General features: G+C 72.2%; 12 protein-coding genes. 4 read left to right on the top strand and 8 right to left on the bottom strand.

The window, feature by feature from the left end:
* Nucleotides 1–92 precede the first annotated feature (92 nt).
* From ACGF2V_RS10095 to ACGF2V_RS10065, 7 genes are all read right to left on the bottom strand, one after another.
* Complete coding sequence (locus ACGF2V_RS10095) at nucleotides 93–629, bottom strand: arginine repressor (RefSeq protein WP_362630589.1); 537 nt, start codon at nucleotides 627–629, stop codon at nucleotides 93–95.
* A 10-nt stretch (nucleotides 630–639) separates the two neighbouring features.
* Entirely contained in the window at nucleotides 640–1,836 is a 1,197-nt protein-coding gene (locus tag ACGF2V_RS10090) for an acetylornithine transaminase (protein WP_362630587.1), read from the bottom strand.
* Nucleotides 1,833–2,747: an acetylglutamate kinase gene (argB, locus tag ACGF2V_RS10085; RefSeq protein ID WP_362630584.1), complete on the bottom strand. Its 915-nt coding sequence runs from the start codon at nucleotides 2,745–2,747 to the stop codon at nucleotides 1,833–1,835. The genes ACGF2V_RS10090 and argB overlap by 4 nt, the downstream gene beginning before the upstream one ends.
* Nucleotides 2,744–3,898, bottom strand: a complete 1,155-nt coding sequence (gene argJ / locus ACGF2V_RS10080; protein WP_362705006.1) for a bifunctional glutamate N-acetyltransferase/amino-acid acetyltransferase ArgJ — start codon at nucleotides 3,896–3,898, stop codon at nucleotides 2,744–2,746. The genes argB and argJ overlap by 4 nt, the downstream gene beginning before the upstream one ends.
* Nucleotides 3,895–4,923, bottom strand: a complete 1,029-nt coding sequence (argC, locus tag ACGF2V_RS10075) for an N-acetyl-gamma-glutamyl-phosphate reductase (protein WP_362630578.1) — start codon at nucleotides 4,921–4,923, stop codon at nucleotides 3,895–3,897. Before argC ends, argJ begins: the two co-directional genes overlap by 4 nt.
* Nucleotides 4,924–5,097: 174 nt before the next feature.
* Nucleotides 5,098–6,297, bottom strand: a complete 1,200-nt coding sequence (locus ACGF2V_RS10070) for a homoserine O-acetyltransferase (protein WP_362705177.1) — start codon at nucleotides 6,295–6,297, stop codon at nucleotides 5,098–5,100.
* Nucleotides 6,294–7,646: a bifunctional o-acetylhomoserine/o-acetylserine sulfhydrylase gene (locus ACGF2V_RS10065; protein WP_362630575.1), complete on the bottom strand. Its 1,353-nt coding sequence runs from the start codon at nucleotides 7,644–7,646 to the stop codon at nucleotides 6,294–6,296. Before ACGF2V_RS10065 ends, ACGF2V_RS10070 begins: the two co-directional genes overlap by 4 nt.
* A 386-nt stretch (nucleotides 7,647–8,032) precedes the next feature.
* Here ACGF2V_RS10065 and ACGF2V_RS10060 point away from each other — a divergent pair, with 386 nt between their 5' ends.
* The 3 genes from ACGF2V_RS10060 (at nucleotide 8,033) to ACGF2V_RS10050 (ending at nucleotide 10,015) form a co-directional block, all read left to right on the top strand.
* Nucleotides 8,033–8,530, top strand: coding sequence for a peptidylprolyl isomerase (locus tag ACGF2V_RS10060; RefSeq protein ID WP_362630572.1), 498 nt, complete (start codon nucleotides 8,033–8,035; stop codon nucleotides 8,528–8,530).
* A gap of 186 nt (nucleotides 8,531–8,716) precedes the next feature.
* Complete coding sequence (locus ACGF2V_RS10055; protein ID WP_362630570.1) at nucleotides 8,717–9,487, top strand: Clp protease N-terminal domain-containing protein; 771 nt, start codon at nucleotides 8,717–8,719, stop codon at nucleotides 9,485–9,487.
* Nucleotides 9,488–9,802: 315 nt separating this feature from the next.
* Complete coding sequence (locus ACGF2V_RS10050) at nucleotides 9,803–10,015, top strand: DUF1918 domain-containing protein (protein WP_362630744.1); 213 nt, start codon at nucleotides 9,803–9,805, stop codon at nucleotides 10,013–10,015.
* Nucleotides 10,016–10,108: 93 nt separating this feature from the next.
* Here the strand turns inward: ACGF2V_RS10050 and ACGF2V_RS10045 are convergent, their stop codons facing one another.
* Nucleotides 10,109–11,392: a family 10 glycosylhydrolase gene (locus ACGF2V_RS10045; RefSeq protein WP_362630747.1), complete on the bottom strand. Its 1,284-nt coding sequence runs from the start codon at nucleotides 11,390–11,392 to the stop codon at nucleotides 10,109–10,111.
* Between the two features lie 250 nt (nucleotides 11,393–11,642).
* Here ACGF2V_RS10045 and ACGF2V_RS10040 point away from each other — a divergent pair, with 250 nt between their 5' ends.
* Nucleotides 11,643–12,503, top strand: coding sequence for a 3-hydroxybutyryl-CoA dehydrogenase (locus ACGF2V_RS10040; protein WP_362630742.1), 861 nt, complete (start codon nucleotides 11,643–11,645; stop codon nucleotides 12,501–12,503).
* Nucleotides 12,504–12,582: the final 79 nt, after the last annotated feature.

Raw genomic sequence — 12,582 nt, 5'->3', positions numbered from 1 at the left:
GGCCGGAACGGGCCGGGGGGCGGCGCGGGATCGAACCGGCCGCAATGGGCCGGGGGCGGCGCGGAGTCCGGCGGCGCCGGGCTCCGCGCCGCTCAGCGCTCGTTCTGGGCCAGCCGCAGCAGATGGTCGGCGAGTGCCTGGCCGCCCGCCGGGTCCCGGCTGATGAGCAGCAGCGTGTCGTCGCCCGCGATGGTGCCGAGGATGTCGTGCAGTTCGGCCTGGTCGATGGCCGAGGCGAGGAACTGCGCGGCGCCCGGGGGCGTGCGCAGCACCACGAGGTTGGCCGATGCCTCCGCCGAGATGAGCAGTTCGGCGGAGAGGCGGCGCATCCGCTCCTCCTTCGCGGACCCGCCCAGCGGTGCCTGCGGGGTGCGGAAACCGCCCTCGCTCGGCACCGCGTAGATCAGCTCGCCCCCGGTGTTGCGGATCTTCACCGCGCCCAGCTCGTCGAGGTCGCGGGAGAGCGTCGCCTGGGTGACGCTCAGCCCGTCGTCGGCGAGCAGCCTGGCCAGCTGGCTCTGTGAGCGCACCGGCTGCCGGTTCAGGATGTCCACGATCCGGCGGTGGCGCGCGGTGCGTGTCTGCGGCACGGAGGGGCCGCCGTGCTCGGTCTCCTGCGCCTCGGTCATCGTCGTCGCCTCATTCTCCGGATCGTCCGTCCCCGTGTACCGCGTCGAGGGCGCCGGGAAGTGCCCGCAGGAACGCGTCCGCCTCGGCGTCACCGATGATCAGCGGCGGCATCAGCCGCAGGACGTCCGGGGCGGGGGCGTTCACCAGGATTCCGGCTCCCTGAGCCGCCTGTTGCACCTGGGGTGCGAGGGGCTCGGTGAGCACGATACCCAGCAGCAGGCCAGAGCCGCGGACGTGGGAGACCAGAGGGTGCCCGAGACCTTCCACTCCGTCCCGGATCCTCTCGCCGAGCCGCTTCACCCGGTCCAGGGCCCCGTCGACCGACAGGGTGTCCAGGACGGCCAGGCCGGCGGCGCAGGCGATCGGGTTGCCGCCGAACGTCGTGCCGTGGTGGCCCGGCTTCAACAGCTGCGCCGCCGGGCCGAACGCGACGGCCGCGCCCAGCGGCAGTCCTCCGCCGAGCCCCTTGGCGAGGGTGACGACGTCGGGCTCCACGCCCTGGTGGGCCTGGTGCTCGAACCAGTGGCCGCAGCGGCCGATGCCGGTCTGTACCTCGTCGAGGACGAGCAGGGTGCCCGTGGCCCGGGTGATCTCCCGGGCGGCCTCCAGATATCCCTGGGGCGGCACGACCACACCGTTCTCGCCCTGGATCGGCTCGATGATCACCAGCGCGGTGTCGGTGGTGACGGCGGCGCGCAGGGCCTCGGCATCCCCGTACGGGACGTGGGTGATGTCGCCGGGCAGCGGTGCGAACGGCCCGCGCTTCCCCGGCTGGCCGGTGAGCGCGAGCGCCCCCATGGTCCGGCCGTGGAAGCCGCCGTCGGTGGCGACCATGTGGGTCCGCCCGGTCAGCCGGCCGATCTTGAAGGCGGCCTCGTTGGCCTCGGCGCCGGAGTTGGCGAAGTAGACCCGTCCGTCGCGGCCGAAGAGCTGGAGCAGCCGTTCGGCGAGGGCGACGGGCGGCGGCGCGATGTAGAGGTTGGAGACGTGGCCGAGGGAGGCCACCTGCTGGGAGACGGCCTCGACGACGGCGGGGTGGGCGTGGCCCAGCGCGTTGACCGCGATGCCGCCGACGAAGTCGAGGTACTCGGTGCCGTCGGCGTCCCACAGGCGAGCCCCCTCGCCGCGGACGAGAGAGAGCCGGGGGGTGCCGTAGTTGTCCATGAGCGCGTGCTGCCAGCGCTGCGCGTACTCCTGGTTGCTCATGGCTCCCCCTGGGTGTCGGGTTCCTCGTCGGGCACGACCATCGTGCCGATTCCCTCGTCGGTGAAGATCTCCAGCAGGATCGAGTGCTGGACCCGGCCGTCGATGACCCGGGCGGTCTCGACGCCGCCCCGCACGGCGTGCAGGCAGCCCTGCATCTTGGGCACCATGCCGCTCGACAGCTCGGGCAGCAGCTTCTCCAGCTCGGTCGCGGTGAGGCGGCTGATCACGTCGTCGCTGTTCGGCCAGTCCTCGTACAGGCCCTCGACGTCGGTGAGGACCATCAGCGTCTCGGCGCCCAGCGCGGCGGCGAGGGCTGCGGCGGCCGTGTCGGCGTTGACGTTGTAGACGTGGTGGTCGTCGGCGGAGCGGGCGATGGAGGAGACCACGGGGATGCGGCCGTCGTCCAGCAGCGCCTGGATCGCGCCGGTGTCGATGGCGGTGATCTCGCCGACCCGGCCGATGTCGACGGCTTCCCCGTCGATCAACGGGCGGTGCCGTACGGCGGTGATCGTGTGGGCGTCCTCGCCGGTCAGGCCGACGGCGAGCGGGCCGTGCCGGTTGAGCAGGCCGACGAGCTCGCGCTGGACCTGTCCGGCCAGCACCATCCGTACGACGTCCATCGCCTCGGGCGTGGTGACGCGCAGACCGGCCTTGAACTCGCTGACCAGGCCATGCTTGTCGAGCTGCGCGCTGATCTGGGGGCCGCCGCCGTGCACCACGACGGGCTTGAGGCCGGCCTGGCGCAGGAACACGACGTCCTGGGCGAAGGCCGCCTTCAGCTCGTCGTCGACCATGGCATTGCCGCCGAACTTGATGACGACCGTCTTGCCGTGGTGGCGGGTCAGCCAGGGCAGTGCCTCGACGAGGGTCTGCGCCTTCGGAAGTGCGGTGTGCTTCCGCGCCGTGGTCATGAGCTGTACGCGCTGTTCTCGTGGACGTAGTCCGCGGTGAGGTCGTTGGCCCAGATGACGGCGGACTCCGTGCCGGCGGCCAGGTCGGCGGTGATGGTGACCTCCCGGTAGCGCATGTCGACCTGGTCGCGGTCCTCGCCGAAGCTGCCGTTCCTGCAGACCCAGACGCCGTTGATGGCGACATTCAGCCGGTCGGGCTCGAAGGCCGCCGTCGTGGTGCCGATCGCGGAGAGGACCCGGCCCCAGTTGGGGTCCTCGCCGTGGATGGCGCACTTGAGGAGGTTGTTGCGGGCGATGGAGCGGCCCACCTCGACGGCGTCGCCCTCGGTCGCGGCGTTGATCACCTCGATCCGGATGTCCTTGGAGGCGCCCTCGGCGTCGCCGATGAGCTGCCGGGCGAGGTCGGCGCAGACGTCGTGCACGGCCTTCGCGAACTCGCCCCGGTCCGGGGTGATGCCGCTGGCGCCGGAGGCCAGCAGCAGCACGGTGTCGTTGGTGGACATGCAGCCGTCGGAGTCGACCCGGTCGAAGGTGGTGCGGGTGGCGGCGCGCAGCGCGGAGTCGAGACCGGCCGCGTCCACGTCGGCGTCGGTGGTGAGGACGACCAGCATGGTGGCGAGGCCGGGAGCGAGCATGCCCGCGCCCTTGGCCATGCCGCCGACCGTCCAGCCCTCGCCGCCCGCGACGGCGGTCTTGTGGACGGTGTCGGTGGTCTTGATCGCGATGGCGGCCTTCTCGCCGCCGTGCTCGCTGAGGGCGGCGGCGGCCTTCTCGATGCCGGGCAGCAGCTTGTCCATCGGGAGCAGGGTGCCGATCAGCCCGGTCGAGGCGACCGCGATCTCGCCCGCGCTGTGGCCGGAAAGGGCCTCAGCGGCCTTCTCGGCGGTGGCGTGCGTGTCCTGGAAGCCCTTGGGGCCCGTACAGGCGTTGGCACCACCGGAGTTGAGGACGACGGCACCGACCTCGCCACCCTTGAGCACCTGCTGCGACCACAGGACGGGGGCGGCCTTGACGCGGTTGGAGGTGAAGACGCCCGCGGCGGCGCGGCGCGGGCCGTGGTTGACCACGAGGGCCAGGTCCGGGTTTCCGCTTTCCTTGATCCCGGCGGCGATGCCCGCCGCCGAGAATCCCTGTGCTGCCGTGACGCTCACGGTGCGACTCCGATCGTGGAGAGACCTGTGTCCTCGGGGAGTCCGAGGGCGATGTTCATGCTCTGGAGGGCGCCGCCCGCGGTGCCCTTGGCGAGGTTGTCGATGGCGCAGACGACGACGATCCGGTGCGCCGCCTCGTCGTACGCGACCTGGATCTGCGCGGCGTTGGAGCCGTACACCGACGCGGTGGCGGGCCACTGCCCCTCGGGGAGCAGCTCGGCGAACGGCTCGTCGGCGAACGCCTTCTCGTACGCGTCTCGCACGGCCCCGGCGCCCACCCCCGGCTTCGCCTTCGCGCTGCAGGTGGCGAGGATGCCGCGGGGCATGGGGGCCAGGGTCGGGGTGAAGGAGACGGTGACCGGCTCGCCGGCCGCGGCGCTGAGGTTCTGGACCATCTCGGGCGTGTGCCGGTGGACCCCGCCGACGCCGTACGGGGACATGTTGCCCATCACCTCGGAACCGAGCAGGTGCGGCTTGGCCGCCTTGCCCGCCCCGGAGGTGCCGGACGCGGCGACGATCACGGCCTCGGGCTCGGCCAGCTGGGCCGTATACGCCGGGAAGAGCGCCAGCGAGATGGCCGTCGGGTAGCAGCCGGGCACCGCGACGCGCTTGGACCCGGCCAACGCCGCGCGCCCGCCCGGCAGTTCCGGCAGACCGTACGGCCACGTGCCGGCGTGCGGCGAGCCGTAGAACCTCTCCCAGTCCGCGGCGTCCGCGAGCCGGAAGTCGGCGCCCATGTCGACGACGAGCACCTCGCCACCGAGCTGCTCGGCGACGGCGGCGGACTGGCCGTGCGGCAGGGCGAGGAAGACGACGTCGTGCCCGGCGAGCACCTCGGGCGTGGTCGGCTCCAGCACCCGGTCGGCGAGCGGCCGCAGATGCGGCTGCACCGCGCCGAGCCGGTGCCCGGCGTTGGAATGGGCGGTGAGGGCCCCGATCTCGACCTCGGGGTGGACCAGCAGGAGGCGGAGCAGCTCTCCGCCGGCGTATCCGCTCGCCCCTGCCACCGCTGCACGTACCACCATCGAAAACCCTCCTCGTCGATGGCATGACTATACGCACCCTTGCACTTTTATGCAATCACCTCCCGGGGAGTCGGCGGTCTGGTGGCGCGACCTCCGGCCGAGCCGCTCACCGGACTGCTGACGAACCGGGCTGCCGCCGGAAGGCACCAGGACGGTGGCTCCCGGCGGCGGCACTCACCCGGCGGGGACGGCGGCCGTGTCGCGTACGTCGTCGAGGAGTTCCCGCACCAGCGCGGCCATCTGCGCCGTCTCGATGAGGAATCCGTCGTGGCCGTACGGCGAGGCGACGACCCGGGCCCGGTCGGCCGAGGGGATGCCGGCGGCCAGCTCCTCCTGCTGCGACAACGGGTAGAGGCGGTCGGTGTCGACACCCGCCACCAGGGTCCGCGCCGTCACCCGGGCGAGGGCGGCGCGCGTGCCGCCGCGCCCCCTGCCTATGTCGTGGGCGTTCATCGCCTCGGCCAGCACGGCGTAGCTGGCCGCGTCGAAGCGCCGGACGAGCTTGGCGGCGTGATGGTCGAGATAGGACTCGACCTGGTAGCGGCCGCCGAGCCAGGGGTCCTCGTCATCCTGCGCACGGTTGCCGAAGCGGGCGTCGAGTTCTTCTGCCCCGCGGTAGGTGATGTGGGCGATGCGGCGGGCGATGCCGAGGCCGGCGTGCGGCCCCTGCCCCGGCCCGGCGTCGTGGTAGTCGCCGCCCCGCCAGTGCGGGTCGGCGCGGATCGCGTGGAGCTGGGCGGTGGCCCAGGCGATCTGGTCCGCGCTCGCCACCGCCGTGGAGGCGAGCAGCAGCAGCGACGCGACGCGCTCCGGGTGGGCCACGGCCCACTCCACGGCCCGCATCCCGCCCATGGAGCCGCCGACCACGAGGGCCCAGCGCTCGATGCCCAGCGCGTCTGCGAGCCCGGCCTCGGCGAGCACCTGGTCGCGCTGGGTGAGCCGGGGGAACGACCCGCCCCAGCGGCGGCCGTCGGGGCGCGTCGAGGCCGGGCCCGTACTTCCCTGGCAGCCGCCCAGGACGTTCGGCGCCACCACGAACCAGTGGTCCGTGTCGAGCGCCCGGCCCGGGCCGATCAGCGCGTCCCACCAACCGGGGGTGGGGTGGCCGGGCCCGGCCGGTCCGGCGGCATGGCTGTCGCCGGTGAGCGCGTGCAGGACGAGGACCGCGTTGGAACGGTCGGGCGCGAGCCGCCCCCACGTCTCGTACGCCAGCCGCACGTCCGGGAGGCGGCCACCCGCCTCCAGAGGCAGGGGCTCCGCACGGTGGTACCACCTGCGGCGCCCCGGCGGGTCCCCGTCCTGCCACGCGCCGGTGGCAGGAGGGGGGATCGCCCTCGGGGTGGCCCCGTCGGCGGTGTTGTCGGCGGTGTTCAGGACGCCTCCTTCGCGGCGCGGAAGCCGGCCTCCAGGTCCGCCTTGAGATCGTCCAGGTTCTCGATGCCGACCGACAGGCGCACCAGTCCCGGGGAGGTGCCGGTGGCGACGAGCTGCGCGTCGTCGAGCTGGCTGTGGGTGGTGGACGCGGGGTGGATGACGAGGCTGCGGACGTCACCGATGTTGGCGAGGTGGCTGAAGAGTTCGACGGCGTCCACGAAGCGCTTGCCCGCCTCGATGCCGCCGCGCAGCTCGAAGGAGAGCACGGCCCCGGCGCCGCGCGGGAGGTAGCGGCGACCGGCCTCGTACCAGCGGTTGGAGGGCAGTCCGGCGTAGTGGACGGCCGCGACCTCGTCGCGCTGCTCCAGCCACTGCGCCAGCGCCTGGGCGTTGGACGAGTGGCGCTCCATGCGCAGGCTGAGCGTCTCGACGCCCTGCAGGAGCAGGAAGGCGGAGTGCGGCGCGATGGCCGGTCCGAGGTCGCGCAGCAGCTGGACCCGCAGCTTGATGGCGTACGCGCCGGGGCCGAGGGCGGGCCAGTAGCGCAGCCCGTGGTAGCTGGGGTCGGGCTCGCTGAAGTCGGGGAAGCGCTCGGGGTGCGCGCCGAAGTCGAAGGTCCCGGCGTCGACGACGACGCCGCCGAGGGTGGTGCCGTGACCGCCGAGGAACTTGGTCGCCGAGTGGACGACGACGTCGGCGCCGTGCTCGATGGGGCGCAGGAGGTAAGGGGTGGGCACGGTGTTGTCGACGATCAGCGGGAGCCCGGCCTCGTGCGCGATGTCGGCGAGGGCGCGGATGTCGAGGACGTTGCCGCGCGGGTTGCCGAGGGTCTCCGCGAACAGGGCCTTGGTGCCGGGCCGGATGGCGGCCCGCCAGGCGTCGAGGTCGTCCGGGTCGTCGACGAAGGACACCTCGATGCCGAACCTCCGCAGCGTGTGCCGGAAGAGGTTGTACGTGCCGCCGTAGAGCGAGGCGCTGGAGACGATGTGGTCGCCGGCGCCCGCCACGTTGAGGACGGCGAGGGTCTCCGCGGCCTGCCCGGAGGAGAGCGCCACGGCGGCGACACCGCCCTCCAGGGCGGCGATCCGCTGCTCGAAGACGTCCTGGGTGGGGTTGTGGATGCGGGTGTAGATGTTCCCGGGCTCAGCGAGCGAGAAGAGGTCGGCCGCGTGCTGGGTGTCACGGAAGACGAACGAACTGGTCTGGTAGATCGGGACCGCCCGGGCGCCGGTGGTCGGGTCGGGGACGGCGCCGGCGTGCAGCTGCTTGGTCTCGAACGACCACGCGGGGGTGGCGGCTCCGCTCGGCCCGGCCTCGGGGGTGCGGCCGGCGTCGTTCGGCTGACTCATGCTTCTCCTCGGTACACGTGCGATGCCCGACGGGGCGGGTGGTGCCGGTGTGAGCGGCGGGGTGCAGGAAGCAGGCGTACGGGGCTCCGTTCGGAGCGCGTACGCGGAGGTGTGCGCGGCTACGGCGCGGAAGGGGGCCACCACGGGGCCGCATCAGCGGGCGGTGGGACAACTCATGGTCGTGACACGCGCGTAGTCCACGTGGCGGCGGGTCGTGATCACGATCATGCGCCCAGGTAACCACAGTCGGACAATGCGCACCACCGCCTTCCGCAGTGCGGACAACCGGGGCGTTCCGCATCCGCACCGCGGACGACGGGGCGCCCCGGTGGCGCGGAACCGCTCCCGCCCGGCGGTCCCGGACGCGTCGATGTCAGGATGGTTCCATGACGAGCAAGGTCTACTTCGACATCACCATCAACGACGAGCCCGCCGGGCGGATCACGTTCAAACTGTTCGACGACGTCGTTCCCAAGACCGCGGAGAACTTCCGCGCGCTGGCGACCGGCGAGAAGGGCTTCGGTTACAAGGGATCGTCCTTCCACCGGATCATCCCCGAATTCATGCTCCAGGGCGGCGACTTCACCGCGGGCAACGGCACGGGCGGCAAGAGCATCTACGGGGCGAAGTTCCCCGACGAGAACTTCAAGCTGGCGCACTCCAAGCCCGGCCTGCTGTCCATGGCCAACAGCGGCCCCGACTCCAACGGCTCCCAGTTCTTCATCACGACCATCGTGACGTCGTGGCTGGACGGCAAGCACGTGGTGTTCGGCGAGGTCGACAACGAGGAGAGCATGGGCCTCGTCAAGAAGATCGAGGCCCTCGGCACGCAGAGCGGCCGCCCCCAGGCCAAGATCACCATCGCGGACAGCGGCGTCCTCTGACTCGCGCCCGCGCCCTCGTGCGCGGCGTACGCACCCTTTGCACGACCGCATGACCAGGCGCGTGCGCGACCTCTGAACGAGCGCGCCGTCCGACGGATCCCGTCGGACGGCGCGCTCCGTCGTTCCCGGCATGCACAATGTCAACCCGTGGTTGACACCCCGCAACTGTCAACCTACGGTTGACGCATGGCGAATCCCGTACGCATGACCCATCCCGTGCGCCTCGACGACCTGATCGAGGCCATCAAGAAGACCCACACCGACGCCCTTGACCAGCTCTCCGACGCCGTCATCGCCGCGGACCACCTCGGCGACGTGGCCGACCATCTGATCGGCCACTTCGTGGACCAGGCCCGGCGCTCGGGCGCCTCCTGGACCGAGATCGGCAAGAGCATGGGCGTGACCAGGCAGGCGGCCCAGAAGCGGTTCGTCGCCAAGGACCCCGGCGAACCGTCGGACCTCGACCCGAGCCAGGGATTCGGCCGCTTCACCCCGCGGGCCAAGAACGTCGTCATGGCCGCGCAGAACGAGGCCCGGGCGGCGGGCAACGACCAGGTGGGCACCGCACACCTGGTGCTGGGGCTGCTCAGCGAGCCGGAGGGGCTGGGCATCGCCTTCGTCAAGGCCCAGGGCATCACTCCTGACGCGCTCCGCCGGGCCGCGACCGAGGCCCTGCCCGCCGCCGCGGGCCAGGTGCCGGACCTGATCCCGTACGATGCCGGGGCCCGCAAGGCGCTGGAGCTCACGTTCCGCGAGGCGCTGCGCATGGGACACAACTACGTCGGCACCGAGCACCTCCTGCTCGCCCTGCTGGAGCAGGAGAACGGCGCGGGCGTGCTGTCGGGTCTCGGTATCGACAAGTCGACCGCCGAGACGGCCATCGCCGAGGCCCTCACGTTCCTCTCCGACTCCTCGAACAAGGGCGAGGACGAGGGCGACGACAGCGAGGAGGGCTGACCGGACGGCCCCGCAAGGGACGGCGTTCCGGCTGCGCGCCGGCGCCCCATGTCGCACTCGCGGGCGCGGGCTGGACGAGCGGTGCGTAGCCGAGCGCCCGACCGGCGTCCCGGCTGCGCGCGGCGGGCGAGCGGGGGTTCGCCGCCCGCTTGCCGCCCGCGGCGAGCGGGCGCACCCGGCGCGCTCGGCGAGGCGCTCCCGCGCGAGCCCGGCTTCGGCGTCCGGGCCGCGGTCCCCGCCTTCCCGCCGGGCGAAGTCGCTTTTCGGTCATAGACTTGTCGACAAGGACCGCCACCCGTGAGGAGGTCACTCCCGATGGAGGCACACGCGGGCGACCGGCTGCTGACGCACGGCAGGACCGTGGGACAGCGCGACAAGGTCGCAGAGATCCTCGAAGTGCTCGGCCCCCGAGGCACACCCCCGTACCGCGTCCGGTCCGAGGACGGGCACGAGCACGTGATTTCGCCCGGTCCCGACAGCGTCGTACAGCACACCACCGACAGGAAGCGGACACCGGAGAGCCCGTAGCGGCCTCCGGCGGCGCCCCTCGGTCCCGGGCCACGGGCGGGCGACCGGGTCTCCCGGCCGCCCGCCCCCGGACGCCGCGTCCGCTCCGCTCCCTCAGCGGCGCGGGCGCACCCGGCTCCGGTAGTGGTCGGCCACCACGCGGGACATCGCGCCGATCGGGTCCCGGACGACGTCCTTGCCCGAGAAGTAGACGTGGCCGCGCACCTGGTCGCAGGTGGCGGCGAAGTCGAGGTGGCGGGAGAGTTCGGCCGGATCCTGCCAGGCGGCCGGCTGGGCGGGGTCACCGGCCTTGTACAGCGCCTCGCCGATGTAGAGATCGACACCCGTGCCCCGTACGACCTCGTTCCACCAGGGCACCAGTTCGGCGTAGTCGGCGGCGGCGAAACCGAGGTTCCAGTAGACCTGCGGGCAGATGTAGTCGATCCAGCCCTTCTTGATCCAGCCGCGCGTGTCGGCGTACAGGTCGTCGTAGGTCTGCACGCCCGCCCTCGTGTCGGAGCCGAGCGGGTCGGTCGCGGCGTTGCGCCACACCGCGAACGGGCTGATGCCGAACTGGACGTTCTTCTTGATCTTCTTGATCCGCTCACCGGTCTCGCGCACCAGCCGGTCGGTGTTGTCACGCCGCCAGGCGGCCTTGTCGGGGAACCCCGCACCGTACTTCGCGTACGCGGCGTCGTCGGCGAACTCCTGCCCGGCCACCGGGTACGGGTAGAAGTAGTCGTCCCAGTGCACGGCGTCGATGTCGTAGCGGCGGACCGCGTCCAGCATCGCGTCCTGGACGAAGCGGCGGACCTCGGGGATCCCCGGGTTGTAGTAGAGCTTCCCGCCGTACGGCAGGACCCAGTCCGGGTGCCGCCTGGCGGGGTGGGCGGCTACCAGCCGGGACGGGTCGGTGTGATTGGCGACCCGGTACGGGTTGAACCAGGCGTGCAGTTCCAGCCCGCGGTCGTGCGCCTCGCGCACCGCCGTGCCCAGCGGGTCCCAGCCGGGGTCCTTGCCCTGGACGCCGGTGAGGTACTGGGCCCATGGCTCGTACGGCGAGGGCCACAGGGCGTCGGCGGTCGGCCGGACCTGGAGGATCACGGCGTTCAGCCGCCGGTCGACGGCCTCGTCCAGGTGGTCGATCAGCTCCGCCCGCTGCGCGGCGGCCGTCAGTCCGGGCTTCGAAGGCCAGTCGAGGTTGGCGACGGTGGCGACCCACATGCCGCGCAGTGCGCGTCGCGCGGCCCGGTGTCCGCCCCGGTGCGGCGCCTCCGCCCGCCCGGGGCCGCCCGTCCTCCAGGAGGTGGAACCCTGCCGGGAAGGAGCCGCGACGGCGTCACCCGCCAGGGCGGCCCCGCCCATCGCCCCGGCGACCGCTCCGGCCGCTCCCGCCACAAAGCCTCTTCGGGCCATCTGCCGCATCTCGTCTCGCACCTGCCGTCTCTCCGTCGTCGTGATCGTCGTCGTCGCCGGTGTCCGCCGGCTGTCCGTCGCCTCCGTGTCCGGGCGTACGGCAGAGCATGCCCGCCCCGGCCCGCGATGACCCCTGGGCGGCGGAGTAACGTCGGGGGGTCGGGGCGGGCACCGGAACGAAACGGGAACCTGCGACTCGGAGATCAGGGAAAGGCACGAGGTGACGGACTCTATGGCCGATATTTCACGCGTCGGAGTGGTGGGCTGTGGCCAGATGGGCGCGGGCATCGCGGAGGTGTGCGCCCGCAGCGGTCTCGAGGTCAAGGTGGCCGAGACCACCGGAGAGGCGCTGGAGATCGGCCGCACCAGGCTCCACAACTCCCTCTCCAAGGCCGCCGACCGCGGCAAGATCACATCGGAGGAACGGGACGAGGCACTCGCCCGGCTGACCTTCACGACCGACCTCGGGGAGTTCGCCGACCGCGATCTCGTCATCGAGGCCGTCGTCGAGAACGAGCAGGTCAAGACCGAGATCTTCCAGGTGCTCGACCAGGTGGTGACCCGGGCGGACGCGATCTTGGCCTCGAACACCTCCTCCATCCCGCTGGTGAAGCTGGCCGTGGCGACCTCCCGCCCGGACCAGGTCATCGGGATCCACTTCTTCAACCCGGCACCCGTGCAGAAGCTCGTCGAGCTGATCCCCGCGCTGACGACGTCCGACGAGACGGTGAAGCGCTCGGAGGCCCTGGTGCAGGACGTCCTCGGCAAGCACCCGATCCATGCCCAGGACCGGTCCGGCTTCGTCGTCAACGCGCTGCTGATCCCGTACCTCCTCTCCGCGATCCGGATGTTCGAGTCGGGGATCGCCAGCCGTGAGGACATCGACAACGGCATGGAGCTCGGCTGCGCCCACCCCATGGGTCCGCTCAAGCTCTCCGACCTGATCGGGCTGGACACCGTGGCATCGGTCGCCGATTCGATGTACGCGGAGTTCAAGGAGCCGCTGTACGCCGCTCCCCCGCTGCTCCAGCGCATGGTGGACGCGGGACGGCTCGGCCGCAAGACGGGTTCGGGCTTCTACGTGTACTCCTGATCCCGATCCCGCACCGCGCCCGTCCCGGGGCCGGCCCGAGGATGCCCCCGGCCGGCCCCGTTCGCGTTCCCGCCCCGTG

The sequence above is a fragment of the Streptomyces sp. NPDC047982 genome (assembly GCF_043204165.1).
GTDB lineage: Bacteria > Actinomycetota > Actinomycetes > Streptomycetales > Streptomycetaceae > Streptomyces.
Note: the sequence above shows the minus strand (reverse complement) of the source record. Positions and strands in the feature narration are given on the sequence as shown.